This window comes from Agrococcus carbonis (assembly GCF_900104705.1).
Classification (GTDB): domain Bacteria; phylum Actinomycetota; class Actinomycetes; order Actinomycetales; family Microbacteriaceae; genus Agrococcus; species Agrococcus carbonis.
This window is the reverse complement of sequence record NZ_LT629734.1, coordinates 1,159,327-1,176,556: the sequence shown is the minus strand read 5'-3', so window position 1 is coordinate 1,176,556 and position 17,230 is coordinate 1,159,327. Positions and strand designations below refer to the sequence as shown.

14 protein-coding genes are annotated in these 17,230 nt (G+C 74.0%); 10 read left to right on the top strand and 4 right to left on the bottom strand.

The window, feature by feature from the left end:
• The first annotated feature begins 23 nt into the window (after positions 1-23).
• The 7 genes from BLT67_RS05675 to BLT67_RS05645 all read left to right on the top strand — a co-directional run bounded on the left by BLT67_RS05675 (position 24) and on the right by BLT67_RS05645 (position 11,459).
• The gene (locus BLT67_RS05675; RefSeq protein WP_092666112.1) at positions 24-770 is read left to right on the top strand and encodes a MerR family transcriptional regulator; all 747 of its coding nucleotides are present in this window, start codon (positions 24-26) and stop codon (positions 768-770) included.
• A 180-nt stretch (positions 771-950) separates the two neighbouring features.
• Positions 951-4,241, top strand: a complete 3,291-nt coding sequence (locus tag BLT67_RS05670; protein WP_092666111.1) for an efflux RND transporter permease subunit — start codon at positions 951-953, stop codon at positions 4,239-4,241.
• 103 nt (positions 4,242-4,344) lie between these two features.
• Positions 4,345-5,514 (top strand): DUF2510 domain-containing protein, encoded by a 1,170-nt coding sequence (locus BLT67_RS05665; RefSeq protein ID WP_092666110.1) that lies wholly within the window; start codon positions 4,345-4,347, stop codon positions 5,512-5,514.
• A gap of 196 nt (positions 5,515-5,710) precedes the next feature.
• The gene (locus BLT67_RS05660; protein ID WP_092666109.1) at positions 5,711-8,023 is read left to right on the top strand and encodes a DEAD/DEAH box helicase; all 2,313 of its coding nucleotides are present in this window, start codon (positions 5,711-5,713) and stop codon (positions 8,021-8,023) included.
• Positions 8,024-8,168: 145 nt separating this feature from the next.
• Positions 8,169-8,927, top strand: a complete 759-nt coding sequence (locus BLT67_RS05655) for an SDR family oxidoreductase (protein WP_092666108.1) — start codon at positions 8,169-8,171, stop codon at positions 8,925-8,927.
• A gap of 97 nt (positions 8,928-9,024) precedes the next feature.
• A complete protein-coding gene (recQ, locus tag BLT67_RS05650) occupies positions 9,025-11,091 on the top strand; it encodes a DNA helicase RecQ (protein ID WP_092667545.1) in 2,067 nt (688 codons plus the stop codon).
• The gene (locus BLT67_RS05645; protein WP_092666107.1) at positions 11,088-11,459 is read left to right on the top strand and encodes an RNA-binding S4 domain-containing protein; all 372 of its coding nucleotides are present in this window, start codon (positions 11,088-11,090) and stop codon (positions 11,457-11,459) included. The genes recQ and BLT67_RS05645 overlap by 4 nt, the downstream gene beginning before the upstream one ends.
• Before the next feature lie 12 nt (positions 11,460-11,471).
• On the opposite strand, the gene BLT67_RS05640 is transcribed toward BLT67_RS05645, so the two are convergent.
• Positions 11,472-11,675, bottom strand: coding sequence for a hypothetical protein (locus tag BLT67_RS05640; protein ID WP_092666106.1), 204 nt, complete (start codon positions 11,673-11,675; stop codon positions 11,472-11,474).
• A gap of 43 nt (positions 11,676-11,718) precedes the next feature.
• On the bottom strand, positions 11,719-11,943 hold the full coding sequence (locus BLT67_RS13680; protein WP_231945601.1) for a hypothetical protein: 225 nt from the start codon (positions 11,941-11,943) through the stop codon (positions 11,719-11,721).
• A 57-nt stretch (positions 11,944-12,000) separates the two neighbouring features.
• Here BLT67_RS13680 and BLT67_RS05635 point away from each other — a divergent pair, with 57 nt between their 5' ends.
• The gene (locus BLT67_RS05635) at positions 12,001-12,852 is read left to right on the top strand and encodes an HpcH/HpaI aldolase/citrate lyase family protein (RefSeq protein WP_231945600.1); all 852 of its coding nucleotides are present in this window, start codon (positions 12,001-12,003) and stop codon (positions 12,850-12,852) included.
• Positions 12,853-13,064: 212 nt separating this feature from the next.
• Here the strand turns inward: BLT67_RS05635 and BLT67_RS05630 are convergent, their stop codons facing one another.
• Both BLT67_RS05630 and BLT67_RS05625 read right to left on the bottom strand, forming a co-directional pair.
• On the bottom strand, positions 13,065-13,259 hold the full coding sequence (locus BLT67_RS05630) for a CsbD family protein (RefSeq protein WP_092666104.1): 195 nt from the start codon (positions 13,257-13,259) through the stop codon (positions 13,065-13,067).
• Between the two features lie 75 nt (positions 13,260-13,334).
• Positions 13,335-15,065 (bottom strand): MDR family MFS transporter, encoded by a 1,731-nt coding sequence (locus BLT67_RS05625; RefSeq protein ID WP_092666103.1) that lies wholly within the window; start codon positions 15,063-15,065, stop codon positions 13,335-13,337.
• Between the two features lie 174 nt (positions 15,066-15,239).
• On the opposite strand from BLT67_RS05625, the gene BLT67_RS05620 reads away from it, so the two are divergent.
• Together BLT67_RS05620 and BLT67_RS05615 are read left to right on the top strand one after the other, a co-directional pair.
• A complete protein-coding gene (locus BLT67_RS05620; RefSeq protein ID WP_231945630.1) occupies positions 15,240-16,007 on the top strand; it encodes a M15 family metallopeptidase in 768 nt (255 codons plus the stop codon).
• Entirely contained in the window at positions 16,004-17,227 is a 1,224-nt protein-coding gene (locus BLT67_RS05615; RefSeq protein WP_157674206.1) for a CapA family protein, read from the top strand. The genes BLT67_RS05620 and BLT67_RS05615 overlap by 4 nt, the downstream gene beginning before the upstream one ends.
• The last annotated feature ends 3 nt before the right edge of the window (positions 17,228-17,230 follow it).

The following is a 17,230-nucleotide window of genomic DNA, read 5'->3' as shown; positions in this document are numbered from 1 at the left end:
CGTCAACCTCTACCGTCGTCTGCATGGAGTGGTCGATCCAGCGCATCGCGAAGCTCGCCGGCGTCTCGAGCCGCACGCTGCGGCACTACGACGCCGTCGGCATCCTCGCCCCCGCCCGCACCGACGCGGGCGGGATGCGCTGGTACGACGAGGCATCGCTCACCCGCCTGCAGCGCATCCTGCTGCTGCGCGGGCTGGGCGTGGGGATCCCCGCGATCGCCGAGAGCCTCGAGCGCGCGTCCGACGAGGAGGCGCTCGCGGCGCACCTCGTCGACCTCGAGCGCGAGGCCGACCGCATCCGCAGGCAGATCCGCGCCGTCGAGCAGACGCTGCGGGCACGAGAGGAAGGAGCCGCCATGGCGGCAGAGCAGGCGCTCGACGGGTTCGACCAGGGCCAGTACGAGCAGGAGGTCACCGAGCGCTGGGGCGCGAAGGCGTGGCAGGACGGCCAGGCCTGGTGGAAGGGCATGACGGATCCCGACCGTGCGGCGTTCCAGCAGGAGCACCTCGACATCGCGGCGGGCTACGCGGCCGCGCGCGCGGCCGGGGAGCCGGTGGACTCGGAGGGCGTGCAGGCGCTCGCCGAGCGGCACTACCGCTGGATCGGCGCCGGCTGGCAGACGGCCGAGCCCGACCTCGACGCGTTCGCCGGCCTCGGCGAGATGTACGTCGCCGATGAGCGGTTCGCCGCCAACTACGGCGGAAAGGAGGGGGCCGCCTACGTGCGCGACGCGATGCGGGCCTTCGCCGAGCGCCGCCGAGCCTCATAGGTCGAGGAGCGCGCGCCTCAGGCGCACGCGGCACGAGACCGGAGCCGCGCGGTCCCGCAGGTCGAGGAGCGCGCGCCGGAGGCGCACGCGGCACGAGACCGTGAGCACCGCCCGCGGCACGGGAGCGGATGGGGGGGCGCCCGCATCCGCTCCCCACCCCGGGAGTGGGAGGATCAGCGAGTGCACCTGCTCTCGCTCGCCAGCCTGAAGAACAAGGCGCTCGTCGCCCTCGTGACGATCTGCATCGCGATCTTCGGCGGCGTCGCCCTCGCGAGCCTCAAGACCGAGCTCACGCCCGAGCTCGAGCTGCCCGCTGTCGTCGTCACGACGACCATGCCGGGCGCGAGTCCCGAGATCGTGAGCGAGGACGTCACGGCGCCCATCGAGCGGGCGGTGCAGTCCGTGCCGGGCCTCGAGGGCACGAGCGGCACGTCCTCGACGGGCTCGAGCGTCGTCTTCGCCGAGTTCACCTACGGCATCAACATCCCCACGACCGAGCAGCGCGTGCAGCAGGCCGTCAACCGCATCGCGGCGCAGCTGCCCGACGACGCCGAGACGACCGTGCTCACCGGGTCGATCGCCGACTTCCCGGTGCTGCAGCTCGCGATCGCGGCGCCGGGCGACACCGCGGCGCTCGTCGACCGCATCGAGACGGTCGCGGTGCCGCAGCTCGAGCGCACCGACGGCGTCCGGGCGGTGCAGCTGCAGGGCGCACCCGGCCAGCGCATCACGATCAGCCCCGACGACCAGGCGCTCGCCGCCGACGGCCTGACGCGGCAGGACATCGCCGACTCGATCGACGAGCACGGCGCCCTGCTGCCGGGCGGCACGGTCGACGATGGCGACCAGACCCTCAGCGTGCAGATCGGCGAGCGGCTCGGCTCGGTCGCCGACGTCGCCGGGCTCCCCGTCACCGGCGAGCGCACGATCGGCGACTACGCCGAGGTCGCGCTCGACGAGGACCCGGTCTCGTCGGTCGCGCTCGTCGACGGCGAGCCCTCGATCATCCTCTCGATCACGAAGACGCAGGCGGCCAACACGGTCGACGTCTCGCACGCCGTGCTCGAGCAGCTCGACGGCATCCGCGCCGAGCTCGGCGAGGGCGCGACCATCACGACGATCCTCGACCAGGCGCCCTACATCGAGCACTCGATCGAGGCGCTCGCGGTCGAGGGCGTCCTGGGCCTCGTCTTCGCCGTGCTCGTCATCCTCATCTTCCTGTGGTCGGTGCGCTCGACGCTCGTCACGGCGATCTCGATCCCGATGTCGGTGCTCATGACCTTCATCGGCATGTGGGGGGCGGGCTTCTCCCTCAACGTGCTCACCCTCGGGGCGCTCACGATCTCGATCGGCCGCGTCGTCGACGACTCGATCGTCGTGATCGAGAACATCAAGCGGCACCTGTCCTTCCAGGCGTCGAAGGCGAAGGCGATCCTGGATGCGGTGCGCGAGGTCGCCGGCGCCATCACCGCCTCGACGGTCACGACCGTCATCGTGTTCCTCCCGCTCGCCTTCGTGAGCGACATCACGGGCGAGCTCTTCCGCCCCTTCGCGCTCACGGTGACGATCGCGCTGCTGTCGTCGCTCGTCATCGCGCTCACGATCGTGCCGGTGCTCGCCTCGTGGCTGCTCCGGCGCCCGAAGGCGGTCGTCGAGGCGGAGGCGGCGGCCGAGGCCGAGGCTGCGCGCGAGCATGCTGCGGCGGATGCGCGCGGCGCGGATGCGCGCACGACCGCCCGCCCGGGCCTCCGGCAGCGCTTCCGCCTGCGCCGCGCATCCGCCCCCGAAGCGCCGTCGGGCGCCGTCGCCGACGCGCGCGGGGCCGGCCGCTCCCGGCCGGGCGGTCCCGATGCCCCGGCCGCTGCCGCCCACGACCTCGAGGAGCGCCGCGACCGGCTCCGGCGCGGCTACCGGCCGATCCTGCTCGCGACGCTGCGGAGGCCCTGGCTCGTGCTCGTCGGTGCTGCCCTCGTGCTCGGTGCGAGCGGCGCCGCGGTGCCGCTCATGGCGACCAACTTCCTCGGGGACGACGGGCAGACGACGCTGCGCATGTCGCAGCAGCTCGAGCCCGGCGCCTCGCTCGACGCGCAGCTCGACGCCGCCGACGAGCTCTCGGCGCGCGTGGGCGAGCTCGACGGCGTCGAGACGGTCTCGGCGACCGTCTCGAGCGGCGCCGGCCAGTTCGCGGCCTTCCTCGGCGGCGGTGGCGGCGGCGCGATCAGCTACGGCGTCATCGCCGCCGACGGCACCGACATGACAGCGCTCCGCGAGGCGATCCGCGACCTCGCGGACGACCAGCCGGGCGAGGTGACCGTCGGTGAGTCGGGCGGCTTCGGCGGCAGCGACATCGAGGTCGAGGTGCAGGCCCCGACGCCCGACGCGCTCGAGGCGGCCACCGCATCCGTCACCGACGCCGTCGCCGGGCTCGACGGCGTCGCGCAGGTGACCGATTCCCTCGAGGGCGCGCAGCCGCTCGTGCAGGTCGCGGTCGACCGCGAGCTCGCCGCGAGCCTCGGGCTGAGCGAGGCCGCCGTGTCGGGCCTCGTGGCCCAGGCGATGCAGCCGACGCCGATCGGCGACATCCAGCTCGACGGCTCGCTCGTGCGCATCTGGCTCGACGCGATCGCGCCCGCCGCGACGCTCGACGAGCTGCGCGAGCTCGAGCTGCCGACGCCGCAGGGCCCCCTGCCGCTCGCCGACGTCGCCGAGGTGAGCGAGATCACGGGGCCGGTGTCGATCTCGACGAGCGACGGCAGTCGCACCGCGACGGTGACGATCACCCCCGACGCGGCCGACGTCGGCGGCCTCTCGGCGAGCCTGCAGGCCGAGCTCGACGCGCTCGAGCTCGCCGACGGCGCGACCGCCGAGGTCGGCGGCGTCGCCACCCAGATCACGGATGCGTTCACGCAGCTCGGCATCGCCGCGCTCGTCGCGGTGCTGCTCGTCTACGTCGTGATGGTCGCGACGTTCAAGAGCCTGCTGCAGCCGTTCCTGCTGCTCGTCTCGGTGCCGTTCGCGGCGACCGGCGCGATCGCGATGCAGCTCATCACGGGCGTGCCGCTCGGCGTCGCCTCGATGGTGGGCGTGCTCATGCTCGTCGGGATCGTCGTGACGAACGCGATCGTGCTCATCGACCTCGTCAACCAGTACCGCGACCGCGGGCTCAGCGTGCGCGAGGCGCTCGTCGAGGGCGCCGAGCGGCGCCTGCGCCCCATCCTCATGACCGCGGCGGCGACGATCTTCGCGCTCGTGCCGATGGCGGCGGGGCTGACGGGCCAGGGCGGCTTCATCTCGCAGCCGCTCGCGATCGTCGTGATCGGAGGCCTGATCTCGTCGACGGTCCTCACGCTCATCGTGCTGCCGGTGCTCTACCTCGTCGTGGAGGGCGCGATCGAGCGCCGGCGCGTGCGGCGCGGCACCGGCACGCGCGCCGAGCGGCGCACCGAGCTCGCCGCGGCCAGCGCACGCTGACCGCGCTCCCAGCGGATGCGCGGGGCGCGCTGGTTGGATGGCTCCGGCCCCGCGGCTCCCGAGCGCGGCGGTCGCACGGATGCGAGCGAGGAGGAGGTGAGGCATGCCGGCATTCCTGATCGTCCACTCGGCGTGCCCCGACGGCCGCATCGACGCGTACCTCCAGCCGCCGACCCTCGACATCGGCGGGCTCCGCGCGCCCCTCGACTGGGGCGACGTGACGCTCCACGTGCCGGCCGGCGACCTGCCCGTCACGGTGTTCGTCACCCGCACGAGCGGGCAGGTCGAGGGGGCGCGGATCACCGTGCGCACCCCGGCGGGCACCGGCACGCGGCTCACGTTCGTGCCGCCCCTGCAGCCGGGAGGGCAGTCGATGCTCCGCATCGACGGCCAGTGGCCCTCCGACCCGTCGATGCACTACTACGCGGCGCGCGACGCCCGCATCCTCGCCCGGCCGGCACCGGTCGCCGCCCCGGCGCAGCCGATGTCCGCGCCGGCTGCGCAGCCGATGTCCGCGCCGGCTGCGCAGCCGATGTCCGCGCCGGCTGCGCAGCCGATGTCCGCGCCGGCCGGGCAGCCGATGCAGGCTCCCGGGGCGCAGCCGATCCACGCGCCCGTCCCGCAGCCGGGGCAGCCCCTCCAGCCCACGTCGGCGATCTCGGCGCCCGCCGCCCACGTGACGCCGGCCGCGCCCGGCTGGCAGCCGTCGGCGCAGCTGCCCGCCGCACCGTCGGCGCAGTCGCCCGCCGCGCCGTCGGCGCAGTCGCCCGCAGCGCCGACCGAACCGCAGCCGGCGTCGCCCGTGCCTCCCGTCGGCCCCACGCCCGGCTCGACGGCGGAGGTGCCGCCGCGGCCATCCGCGTTCGGCCATCAGCAGGGTGCGCGCGTCGACCCCGTGCAGCCGTCGCCCGTGGCACCCGCGTCGCAGCCGGCGCCGTCGTTCGGTCAGCGCCCGCCGACCGTCGATCGCAGCGCCCAGACGCCCCCGATCCCGACCCCTGCCGAGTTCCACCGCCTCGAGCAGGAGGCGCACGACGCGCAGCGCAGGGCGTACGAGGCGTGGCAGGCGCAGCAGGTACCGCAGCAGCCGGCCGCGGCCGGCGCGCACGACGGAGCGCCCCAGCCGATCGAGCTCCAGGGGGCAGCCGGGCTCGCCGCGCCCGGCTGGTATCCCGACCCGTTCCGCCGCGCCGAGACGCGCTGGTTCGACGGGCGCCAGTGGTCGTCGTCGGTGATGCGGGGCGGCGTCCGCGCGGTCGATCAGCCGGGCTGAGGCGAACTGCCCCTGTCGTCGCGCGCGGTCGTGCCGTAGAGTGGGTCGGTCGGCTCGGGACAGCGCGCGTGTGCGCACCATGGAGATGTCGCCGCGGCCGGAGATCCCGCGAGCACCCTCGCGGTCGATGACGAAGCCCGCGATGCATGCGGCTCTATCAGCGCGAGCGAGATCTCGCGCGCAATGAATGCGAGCAATGGCAAGGAATGACTCGCGCCCCGAGGGCGCCCGCCGACCGAACGACCGAGACAGCCGCCCCGGCTCCCGCAGCAAGGGCCACCGCGGCTACCGCGACGAGCAGCCCTCGAAGGGGCGCTGGAGCCGCGACGACCGCGAGCGACGCGACCAGGGCGGCCGCACCGCATCCGGCCGCCCGAACTGGACGCCGCCGGAGGCGCGCGACCGCGACGCCCGTCGCGGCCCCGCCTTCCGCACGCGCGGAGGCGCCGACGGCGGCCGCGATCACCAGCGCGACGACCGCCTGCACCGCGGCGAGCGTCCGCGCGGGTTCGACCGCGCCCGCGACGAGCACAACGGCCGGGGGCGCTACGGCGCTGCACCGGCGCGCGGCGACCGACGCGACGACCGCCCGGCGCGCGACGACCGCGACCGCCGGTTCGATCGCGACGACCGCTCGCGCGGCGGCGACCGCCGGTTCGACCGCGACGATCGCGGCCCGCGTCGCTTCGACCGGGACGATCGCTCGCAGGGCGGGGACCGCCGGTTCGATCGCGACGACCGCTCGCGCGGCGGCGACCGCCGGTTCGACCGCGACGATCGCGGCCCGCGTCGCTTCGATCGGGACGATCGCTCGCAGGGCGGGGACCGTCGCTTCGACCGGGACGACCGCTCGGGCGGCGGTGACCGCCGGTTCGACCGCGACGATCGCGGCCCGCGTCGCTTCGACCGCGACGACCGCGGCCCGCGCCGCTTCGACCGCGACGACCGCTCGCAGGGCGGGGACCGTCGCTTGGACCGGGACGACCGCTCGCGCGGCGGTGACCGCCGCTCCGACCGCGACGATCGCGGTCCGCGTCGCTTCGATCGCGACGACCGCGGCCCGCGACGCGACGACCGCGGCCCGCGTCGCTCCGACCGCGAGGACCGCGGCGACCGCCGCTTCGACCGCGACGACCGCCCGCGCCGCGACCGCTCCGACGAGCGCCCGCGCCGCGACAGCACGTACTACCCGTCGAAGGAGTCGAACCCCTTCGAGCCGAAGGAGGACGTCGTCCTCGAGCGCCTTGAGGCGCAGGCCACGCGCGCCGAGGACATCGAGGGCGTCACGTTCGCCGACCTCGGCCTCGGCGCCGGGATCGCCGGTGCGCTCAAGTCGATGGGCGCCGAGCGTCCGTTCCCGATCCAGGCGGCGACCATCCCCGACGTGATCGCGGGCCGCGACGTGCTCGGCCGCGGCCGGACCGGCTCGGGCAAGTCGATCGCGTTCGGCGCGCCAATCGTCGAGATGCTGCTGCGAGGCCGCCCTGAGCGTCGCGAGCTCGGCCGGGCTCCCCGCGCGCTCGTCCTCGCCCCGACGCGCGAGCTCGCCCAGCAGCTCAACCACACCATCATGGGGCTCGGCCGTGCGGTCGGCATCTTCACGACCGTCATCGTCGGCGGCGTGAAGCAGGATCGACAGGTCGAGGCGCTCCGCCGCGGCGTCGACATCGTCATCGGCACGCCCGGTCGCATCGAGGACCTCGTCGAGCAGCGCCGCCTGAACCTCGGCGCCGTCGAGATCGCGGTGGTCGACGAGGCCGACCACATGTGCGAGCTCGGCTTCCTCGAGCCCGTGCAGCGCATCCTGCGCCAGACGAAGCCCGGCAGCCAGAAGCTGCTCTTCTCGGCGACGCTCGACTCCGAGGTGCAGACGATCGTCAAGGAGTTCCTCCCCGAGCCGGCTGTGCACGAGGTGGCGGGCGAGGAGCAGTCGACGAGCACGATCGACCACCAGGTGCTCGTCACCGACCGCTACGACAAGGATGCGGTGCTCGAGCAGATCGTGCGCAACCCGGGCCGCATCGTGGTCTTCACGCGCACGCGCGCGTACGCCGAGCGGCTCGCCGAGCAGTTCGACGACGCGGGCATCGCCGCGGTGAGCCTCCACGGCGACCTCACGCAGGCCAAGCGCAACCGGTCGCTCGAGAAGCTGCGGCGCGGCAAGGTCGACGTGCTCGTCGCGACCGACGTCGCGGCGCGCGGCATCCACATCGACGACGTCGCGCTCGTCGTGCAGGCCGACCCGCCGGACGAGTACAAGACCTACCTGCACCGCGCCGGCCGCACCGGCCGCGCGGGCAACGACGGTCGCGTCGTCACCGTCATCGCGCCGGCCCGCCGCAAGCGCACCCAGCAGCTGCTGGACCGCGCCGAGATCGAGGCGCCGATGATCCCCGTGCGCCCCGGCGACGACCTGCTCGACACGCTGAGCGCGCCGCCGGCACCGGCGCCCGCGCCGCCCGCCGAGGCGACCGAGGCCGAGCCGGCACCCGCCGGCGCCGACGCGTAGCGCGCCCCGACGCATCCGCCCCCGCAGCCCGAGCCGACGCGCTCCGCGGGCTCGGGGGCGGATGCGCGCCGCGGGCGGGGGCGGATGCGCGCTGCCGCCCAGGCGATCGGCTTGCGCGCGGCCCACGCTGGCGTAGCGTTGGGGCATGCGCATCGTCGTCATCGGCGGAACAGGGAACGCGGGCTCGGCGATCGTCCGAGCGCTCGCGCGCCGGGGAGCCGAGGCCGTGCCGCTCTCGCGCTCCGGCCGGGCGGTCGACGGCCATCCGGGCGTGCAGGCCGACATCGTCTCAGGCACCGGGCTCGACGCCGCGCTCGCGGCCGCCGAGGTGCTCGTCGACGCGTCGAACTCGCGCAACCCCATCGACCCCAAGCCCTTCACGATCGGCGCCCGGAACGCCGTCGCGGCGGCCGAGCGGGTCGGCGTGCAGCGCGCGGTCGTGCTCTCCATCCTCGGCGTCGAGGCGTCGAAGCTCTCCTACCATCGGCGCAAGCGCGAGCAGGAGCTCGCGTACCTCGACTCGCCCATCGAGACCGCGATCATCCGCGCCGCCCAGTTCCACGAGTGGTCGGCCGACCAGTTCGAGGCCGGCTCGGCGCTCGGAGCGATCCCCGTCGTGCTCGGCGGCCGGCTGCAGCCGGTGGCGGTGAGCGAGGTCGCCGAGCTCGTCGCCGACGAGGCGCTCGACCCGAGCGGCAAGCGGTTCATCGAGATCGCCGGCCCCCAGGTGCGCGTCTCCCGCGACCTCGCCAAGGCGTGGCAGGCCGCCACGGGCGCGCGCGGCATCATCGTGAACGGGCCGTTCCCGCCGTCGATGCTCGACTACCTGCGCTCCGGCGCCAACCTCACCGAGCAGCGCAAGGGCCGCATCACGTTCGAGGAGTGGCTGGCGCAGCGCCGCTGAGCCCCTCCACAGCGACCCGCCGGAGCGCGGCCGATGTCGGCGGCGCGGCCTAGGGTGGATGCGTGATGGACGCGAAGGGGGACGCGTGACGCACGCCATGCGCGACGACCGCACCGACGGCCGCATCGACGGCCCGATCGACGACTGGTTGCCGCCGAGCGACGACGACGCACCTGAGCCGCCCGAGCCGTCTGAGCCGTGGGACTCGTGGGGCGACGACGGCTGGGTGCCGCCGGACGACGCCGACGCGCCGCCCGCCGGCGGCGGCTGGGCGACCGCATCGCCCGGCGGGGCGCGAGCTGCGACCGCCGCTCGCCCTGCGCCGCGCGCTGCCCGCGCGCACGCGCCGGGCGTCGCCGCGTCGGCGAAGGCCGCCACGCCGCTCGAGGCGCTCACCCGGGTGTGGGGCTACGACGCCTTCCGCGGGCAGCAGGCCGAGGTGATCGACGAGGTCGTCGCGGGCCGCGACGCGGTCGTGCTCATGCCCACCGGCGGCGGCAAGAGCCTCTGCTACCAGATCCCCTCGCTCGTGCGCGAGGGGACGGGCGTCGTCATCAGCCCGCTCATCGCCCTCATGCACGACCAGGTCGACGCGCTCGAGCAGCTCGGGGTGCGGGCCGCCTACCTCAACTCGACGCAGTCCGTCGACGAGCGCCGCGACGTCGAGCGCCGGCTGCTCGCGGGCGAGCTCGACCTGCTCTACCTCGCGCCCGAGCGCCTGCCGGTCGCGCAGGGCCTGCTCGACGCCGCGCCCATCGCGCTCTTCGCGATCGACGAGGCGCACTGCGTGAGCCAGTGGGGCCACGACTTCCGCCCCGACTACCTGCAGCTGTCGATGCTCGGCGAGCGCTGGCCCGGGGTGCCGCGCATCGCGCTCACCGCGACCGCGACCGTCGAGACGCGCGCCGAGATCGTCGAGCGGCTCGGGCTCGACGGCGCGCAGGTGTTCGTCTCGAGCTTCGACCGGCCCAACATCCAGTACCGCATCGCGCCGAAGCAGGATGCGAAGGCGCAGCTGCTGCGCATCATCCGCGACGAGCACCCCGGCGCCGCCGGGATCGTCTACTGCCTATTGCGCCGCTCGGTCGAGTCGACGGCCGAGTGGCTGCGCGCCCAGGGCGTCGACGCGCTCCCGTACCACGCGGGCCTCGACGGCGGCACCCGCGCGGCGAACCAGCAGCGCTTCCTGCGCGAGGACGGCGTCGTCATGGTCGCGACGATCGCGTTCGGCATGGGCATCGACAAGCCCGATGTGCGCTTCGTCGCCCACCTCGACCTGCCGAAGTCGGTCGAGGGCTACTACCAGGAGACCGGCCGCGCGGGCCGCGACGGCGAGCCCTCGACCGCGTGGCTCGCCTACGGGCTGCAGGACGTCGTGCAGCAGCGGCGGATGATCGCCGAGGGGGAGGGCGACGCGCAGCGCAAGCGCAACCAGACCCTGCACCTCGACGCGATGCTCGCGCTCTGCGAGACGGTCGAGTGCCGGCGCGTGCAGCTGCTCGCCTACTTCGGGCAGGCGAGCGAGGCGTGCGGCAACTGCGACACGTGCCTCACCCCGCCCGACTCCTACGGCGGCACGGTCCCGGCGCAGAAGCTGCTCTCGACGATCGTGCGGCTGCAGCGCGAGCGCCGGCAGGCGTACGGCGCGGGGCACCTCGTCGACATCCTCGTCGGGGCCGACACCGAGCGCATCCGCCGATTCGGCCACGACGGGCTCGCGACCTACGGCATCGGCGCCGATCTGCCCGCAGCGCAGTGGCGGGGGATCGTGCGCCAGCTGCTCGCGCAGGGGCTGCTGCGCGTGCAGGGGGAGTACGGCGTGCTCGCGCTCACGGATGCGTCGGCCGCGGTGCTCGCGGGCGAGCGCGAGGTGCGCCTGCGGCACGAGACGAAGGCGCCCGCGCGCGCTGCGAAGCGGTCGGCGTCGACGATCGCGCTCGACGACGCGCAGCAGGCGGTGTTCCAGGCGCTGCGCTCCTGGCGCGCGGCGACGGCGAAGGAGCAGGCGGTTCCCGCCTACGTCGTGTTCAACGACAAGACGCTCGCGGCGATCGCCGAGCGCCGGCCGGCAACGATCGTCGAGCTCTCGACCATCACGGGGGTCGGCGAGTCGAAGCTCGAGCGCTACGGCGAGGCGGTGCTGGGGGTGCTCGCCGAGGCATGAGCGACCGCGTGCGGCTCGACGTCTGGATCTGGGCGGTGCGGCTCGTCAAGACCCGCGCGGCCGCGACCGAGGCGTGCCGCGGCGGCCACGTGAAGCTCAACGGCCAGGCGGCGAAGGCGGCGCAGCCCGTGCGGGTCGGCGACGAGGTGCGCGTGCGCATCCACGGCTTCGACCGCATCGTGATCGTGCGGCAGCTGCTCGCGAAGCGCGTCGCGGCGCCGATCGCGGCCGAGGCGATCGAGGACCGCTCGCCGCCGCGGCCCACCGCGATCGATGCCGCGCAGGTGCCGCACCGCCCGAAGGGCGCCGGGCGTCCGTCGAGCCGGGAGCGGCGCGAGATCGACCGGCTGCGCGGCCGCGACCGCTGACCGCGCTGCGCGTCAGCCTGCGCTCGCGAGCGCGCCCATGAGCAGCACGGAGCCCCAGGCGAGCACGAGGAGCCCGGCGGCGATCGCCGTCCAGACCCCGACGCTCTGCAGCCTGCCGTCGGCGCGCACCGCCAGGACGACGCCGCCGGCGCACACGGCGGCCGACGCTGCCAGCAGGGTGACCAGCATCGTGATGGTCGTGGCTCCATCGCTCATGGCTCCACCCAACCACGGCCCGCGAGGGTCGGGCGCGATGCTCTCAGGACATTCCCAGCAACGCGCTCGCGGCGGAGAGCACCGCGGGCACGAGCAGCAGCGTGCCCAGCACGAGCAGCGTCACGCCGAACGCGAGGAACGGCCGCGACGTGGAGTCGTCGTGCCTGCGGGAGCCCAGCACGAGCAGCACGACGCCGCCGCCGATGACCAGCAGACCGAGCACGACGGCGCCCACCAGGAGCAGGGTGCCGAGCATGCCGAAGGCCATGCCCGGAGCCTACCCGTCGGAGGCGGCGCGGCCGGCGCTGCGGATAGGCTGGAGCGCGTGCCTCGCCATTCCGTGTCGCCCCTGATCGCCCGCTCCTGGCTGCTCGTGCCGGCCTCGAAGCCCGAGCTCTTCGAGATCGCGCAGGCCAGCGACGCCGACGCCATCATCATCGACATCGAGGATGCGGTCGCGGCGAAGGACAAGGCGCAGGCGCGCGCGGACACGATCGAGTGGCTGAGCACGGGCCACCGCGCCTGGGTGCGCATCAACGACGCGGCGAGCGAGTTCTGGAGCACCGACCTGGCCGAGCTCAAGGAGGCGCCGGGGCTCGAGGGCGTCATGCTGGCGAAGACGGAGTCGTCCAGCCACGTCGACGACACGGCCGACCGCCTGCCGGAGGAGATGCCGATCCTGGCGCTGGTCGAGACGGCCCGCGGCCTGCAGAACGTGGCCCAGATCGCCAGCGCCCCCTCCACGTTCCGCATCGCCTTCGGCACGGGGGACTTCAAGCGCGACACCGCGACCGGCGAGGACCCCATCGCACTCGCCTACGCCCGCTCGCAGCTCGTGATCGCCTCGCGCGCCGCCCGCCTGCCCGCGCCGATCGACGGTCCGACCCTCGCGATGGACGCGCTCGAGGAGGGCACGCGCCTCGCGAAGGAGATGGGCATGTCCGGCAAGCTGTGCCTCACGCACACGCACGCCGCGACGATCAATGCGGGCCTCGCGCCGAGCGTCGAGGAGGTCGCGTGGGCGCACGGGTTCGTGCGCGCCTTCGAGGAGTCGGGCGGCAAGATCACCGACGGCAGCGACCTGCCGCGCCTCGCCCGAGCCCAGAAGATCCAGGCGCAGGCGCGCGACTTCGGCATCGAGGTCGACCCGGCGACGCTCGCCGAGCTCAACTACTAGGCCACCGCGCCGGTCGAGGAGCGCGCGCCGCAGGCGCACGCGAGCCTGTAGGTCGAGGAGCGCGCGCCGCAGGCGCACGCGAGCGCGTAGGTCGAGGAGCGCGCGCCGCAGGCGCACGCGTCGCGAGACCGGAGCCCGCATCCTCGCCGACGACGAGGCGCAGACGCTGAGGGGGCGGAGCGCCGCAGCGCCCCGCCCCCTCATGCATCGGATCAGCGTCCGAAGGCGTCCCCCACATCCTTGCCGGCGTCCTTGACGTGCTCGCCGGCCTGCTTCGCGTTGGCGACGGCCTGGTCCTTGTGGCCCTCCGCCTCCAGGCGCTCGTTGTCGGTGGCGTCGCCGATGCCCTCCTTGGCCTTGCCGACGCCTTCCTTGGCAGCGTTCGAGATCTTGTCGTCGAGACCCATACTCAACCTCCTTGCTCGGCCTGGAGCGATCGCTCCCGGGGGTACAGAACGTACGCGCGGATCCTGGACGTCTGCTCAGGGCGCCGACGCGCTGCGATCGCCCGAGCCGCCCACGACCGGGATCGACGACGTCGTCACGGGAGGGGCGTACGAGCCGGGTGCCGACGCATCCGCTTCGAGCTGCGCGAGGCGCGCCCGCTGCTCCATGGCCTCCTCCATCGCCGACTTCTGCTTGAGCGGCGGTGCCTTGAAGAAGATCGCGAGCACGAACGCGACGCTCACCGTGATGAGCCCCACCCAGAAGGGCATGAGGGTGGCGGTGTTGAAGCCGTCGAGGAACGGCGCTGCGAGCCGCGGGTCGGCGGTGTTGAGGAACGACGAATCGGAGTTGAGCGCGCCGCCGATCTGCTCGGGGTGCTGCAGCACGTCGAGGATGCGCGCGTTGCCGGGGTCGGCGAGCACCGCAGGATCCTCGAGCGCCGTCGCGAGGTCGGCCCGCAGGTCGGTGCGCGAGAAGGATTCGCGCAGCGTCTCGGGCAGCCGGGCGAACAGGAGCGAGAACGCGACGGCGACGCCGGCCGTGCCGCCCAGCTGGCGGAAGAAGGTCGACGAGCTCGTCGCGACGCCCATGTCCTTCGCCTGCACGGCGTTCTGCGAGGCGATCGTGAGCGTCTGCATGAGCTGCCCGAGGCCGAGGCCGATGCCGAACTGCGCGAGCAGCAGCGCCCACAGCGGGCTGTCGTACGAGAGCGTCACGAGCAGGCCGTAGCCGAGCGCCATGACGCCGAGGCCGACGACGGGGAAGAACCGGTACCGGCCGGTGCGGGCGATGATCTGCCCGGAGCCGATCGAGGCGATCATGAGCCCGAGGATCATCGGCAGCGTCGCGAAGCCGGCCTCGGTCGGGTTCATCCCGTGCACGATCTGCAGCACGAAGGGGATGAGCATCATCGCGGCGAACATGCCGAAGCCCGTGAACACCCCCAGGAGCGTCGCCATCGAGAAGGTGCTCGAGCGGAAGAGGTGCAGCGGGATGAGCGCGGCGTCGCCCATGCGGCGCTCGACCCAGACGAAGAGCACGACGCCGATGGTGCCGACCGCGTAGCAGGCGATCGCGGGGGCCGAGAGCCAGCCCCACTCGCGGCCCTGCTCGCCGACGAGCAGCAGCGGCACGACGCCCACGACGAGCAGCGCGGCGCCCCACCAGTCGATCCGCACGCGCTCGTGGTGGGCGGGCAGGTGCAGGTAGTGGAAGACCATCCACACCGCGGCGATGCCGATCGGCAGGTTGAACAGGAAGACCCAGCGCCAGCCGTCGAGCCAGAGGATCTCCGGCGTGCCGGCGAGCACGCCGCCGATGAGCGGGCCGAGGATCGACGAGACGCCGAAGACGGCGAGGAAGTAGCCCTGGTACTTGGCCCGCTCGCGGGGGCTCAGGATGTCGGCCATGATCGTCATCGGCAGCGACATGAGGCCACCGGCGCCGAGGCCCTGGAGGGCGCGGAACGCGGCCAGCTGCACCATGTCCTGCGCGAACGAGCACGCGATCGAGCCGACGAGGAACAGCACGATCGCGATGAGGAACAGCGGCCGGCGACCGAAGATGTCGCTCAGCTTGCCGTAGATCGGCGTGACGATCGTCGACACGATGAGGAATGCCGTCACGACCCACACCTGCAGGTCGAGCCCGTGGAGGCTGTCGGCGATGGTGCGCATCGACGTGCCGACCACGGTCTGCGAGACCGAGGAGAGGAACATCGAGATCATCAGGCCGACGATCACGAGCGTGATCTGGCGGCGGGACATCAGGGGATTCGTCGACTCGGGGTCGGCGGAAGAGCGCGGATCGCGCTGGGGCATGCGGGTCCTTGTCTGAAAAGTCATTAGCCCGACGAACGGTCTGGGCCCAGCAAGTATCGCACGACCGACCCTCGCCGCGCATCCGCCATCGCGACCGCGTGCGACGATGGCCTCGTGCGGATGCTGGTGCTCGGAGCGCTCGTGGTCGCCCTGGTGGGCGGCTGCTCAGCCGTGCCCGCGCAGCCGAGCGGCAGCCCCGCGCCGGCGCCGACCGCGACCGCGGCCGTGACGCACAGCGAGCGCCCCCAGGTCGAGCCCGCCCCGACCCGCACGCCGGCGCCCGCCGAGATCTGGGACGTCGACTCGGCCGAGAGCCTCCAAGTGGTCGTCAACAAGCGCCGGCCCATGGACCCGGCCGACTTCGCGCCCGAGCTCGTCACGGTCTCGACGGGCAACGAGGACGGCGCGGAGGTCGTGCGCCCCGAGGTCGACGCCGCGCTCACCGCGCTCGACGCCGCGATGCGCGCCGCGATCGGCGAGGGCACGTTCGTCACCTCGTCGTACCGCTCCTACGACCTGCAGGCCACCTACTACCGGCAGGCGGTCGCGCGCTTCGGCCAGCAGGGCGCCGACACGACGAGCGCGCGCCCGGGGCACTCCGAGCACCAGACCGGCCTCGCGATCGACCTCATGTCGACGTCGATGCAGTGCCGGCTCGCCCACTGCTTCGGCGACACCGAGGCGGGCCGCTGGATCGCCGCGCACGCGTGGGAGCACGGCTTCGTCGTGCGCTACCCCGAGGGGTCGGATGCGGTGACGGGCTACGCGTGGGAGCCGTGGCACCTGCGCTACGTCGGGCCCGAGGTGTCGAGCGCGATGCACGAGCAGGGGATCGCGACGCTCGAGGAGTTCTTCCGCCTGCCGCCGGCCCCGGACTACGACTCGTGAGCGCCGCCCGCCTCGTCCGTCCCACGCGCGCCGAGCGACGCATCCGTCCCGTGCGCGCGGCGGCCGTAGGGTTGCTCGCGCTCGCGGCGCTCGCGGGCTGCGCGGCGCCCGCGCCGCAGCCCACGGCCGAGCCCACCGCCGCGCCGCCCGAGCCGGCGACCGCGAGCCCCGTGCCCTCCGCGACGCCGACCGAGACCGTCGTCGAGGTCTCGGCGCTCGGCGACATGCTGCCGCACCAGACGATCCTCGACGGTGCCCGGACCGCGGACGGCTGGGACTTCACCCCGTACCTCGCCGACATCGCGCCGGTGCTCGATTCGAGCGGCCTCGTGACCTGCAACCTCGAGGCCCCGGTCGCCGGCGACGCGCTCGGCGTGCGCGCCTACCCGGCGTTCAACGCGCCGTCGGCGTTCGCGCGCGACCTCGCCGCCTCCGGATGCGACGCCTTCAGCACCGCCAACAACCACGCGCTCGACGCGGGGGTCGAGGGACTCGAGCGCACCGCCGACGTGCTCGACGCGCTGCCTGTCGTCTGGCACGGCACCGCCCGCTCGGCCGAGGAGCAGCGCATGCCCGCGATCACGGAGGTCGACGGCGTCCGCATCGCCCTCGTCTCGGCGACCGCGCTCACGAACGTCGCCGGCCCCGCCACGAGCCTCTCGATGCTCTCCGACCGGCCGCTCATCGAGCAGCTGATGGCGACGGCGGAGGCGGAGGCCGATGTCGTGGTGGTCGCCGCGCACTGGGGCGTCGAGTACGCGCCGACCGTCTCGCCCGCGCAGCGCGAGGCCGCCGAGTGGCTCTCGTCGCTCGGCGCCGACGTGATCATCGGCACCCACCCGCACGTGCTCGAGCCGGTCGAGTGGGTCGAGTCCGACGCCGGCCGCACGCTCGTCTGGTACTCGCTCGGCAACGCGCTCTCGTCGCAGATCGACGTGCCGCGCGTGTTCAGCGCCATCGGTCGCTTCGACATCGCGCGCACGGCGGACGGGGCGATCGAGATCCGCGAGCCGCGCGCGATCCCGATCTACATGCACTTCGACTGGTCGGTCGCCGACCGCCGGGCGGGCGTGCTCGAGACGCGCTCGAACCCGCACCTCTACCTGCTCGAGGATGCCGCCGAGCCGCTCACGCGCTCGGCCTGGGAGACGACCGTCGACGAGCAGCGGGCCGCGATCGCGGCCGCGCTCGGGCCCGAGGTGACGCTCGTCGACCGGTAGGCG

Bases quoted from the DNA above. Each gene is read 5' to 3' on its own strand.
- BLT67_RS13680 (WP_231945601.1), bottom strand. From the start codon at position 11,943: ATGGCCTTCGGCATGCTCGGCACCCTGCTCCTGGTGGGCGCCGTCGTG.
- BLT67_RS05675 (WP_092666112.1), top strand. From the start codon at position 24: ATGGAGTGGTCGATCCAGCGCATCGCGAAGCTCGCCGGCGTCTCGAGC.
- BLT67_RS05665 (WP_092666110.1), top strand. From the start codon at position 4,345: ATGCCGGCATTCCTGATCGTCCACTCGGCGTGCCCCGACGGCCGCATC.
- BLT67_RS05620 (WP_231945630.1), top strand. From the start codon at position 15,240: ATGCTGGTGCTCGGAGCGCTCGTGGTCGCCCTGGTGGGCGGCTGCTCA.
- BLT67_RS05630 (WP_092666104.1), bottom strand. From the start codon at position 13,259: ATGGGTCTCGACGACAAGATCTCGAACGCTGCCAAGGAAGGCGTCGGC.
- BLT67_RS05645 (WP_092666107.1), top strand. From the start codon at position 11,088: ATGAGCGACCGCGTGCGGCTCGACGTCTGGATCTGGGCGGTGCGGCTC.
- BLT67_RS05655 (WP_092666108.1), top strand. From the start codon at position 8,169: ATGCGCATCGTCGTCATCGGCGGAACAGGGAACGCGGGCTCGGCGATC.
- recQ (WP_092667545.1), top strand. From the start codon at position 9,025: ATGCGCGACGACCGCACCGACGGCCGCATCGACGGCCCGATCGACGAC.
- BLT67_RS05660 (WP_092666109.1), top strand. From the start codon at position 5,711: ATGGCAAGGAATGACTCGCGCCCCGAGGGCGCCCGCCGACCGAACGAC.
- BLT67_RS05625 (WP_092666103.1), bottom strand. From the start codon at position 15,065: ATGTCCCGCCGCCAGATCACGCTCGTGATCGTCGGCCTGATGATCTCG.
- BLT67_RS05640 (WP_092666106.1), bottom strand. From the start codon at position 11,675: ATGAGCGATGGAGCCACGACCATCACGATGCTGGTCACCCTGCTGGCA.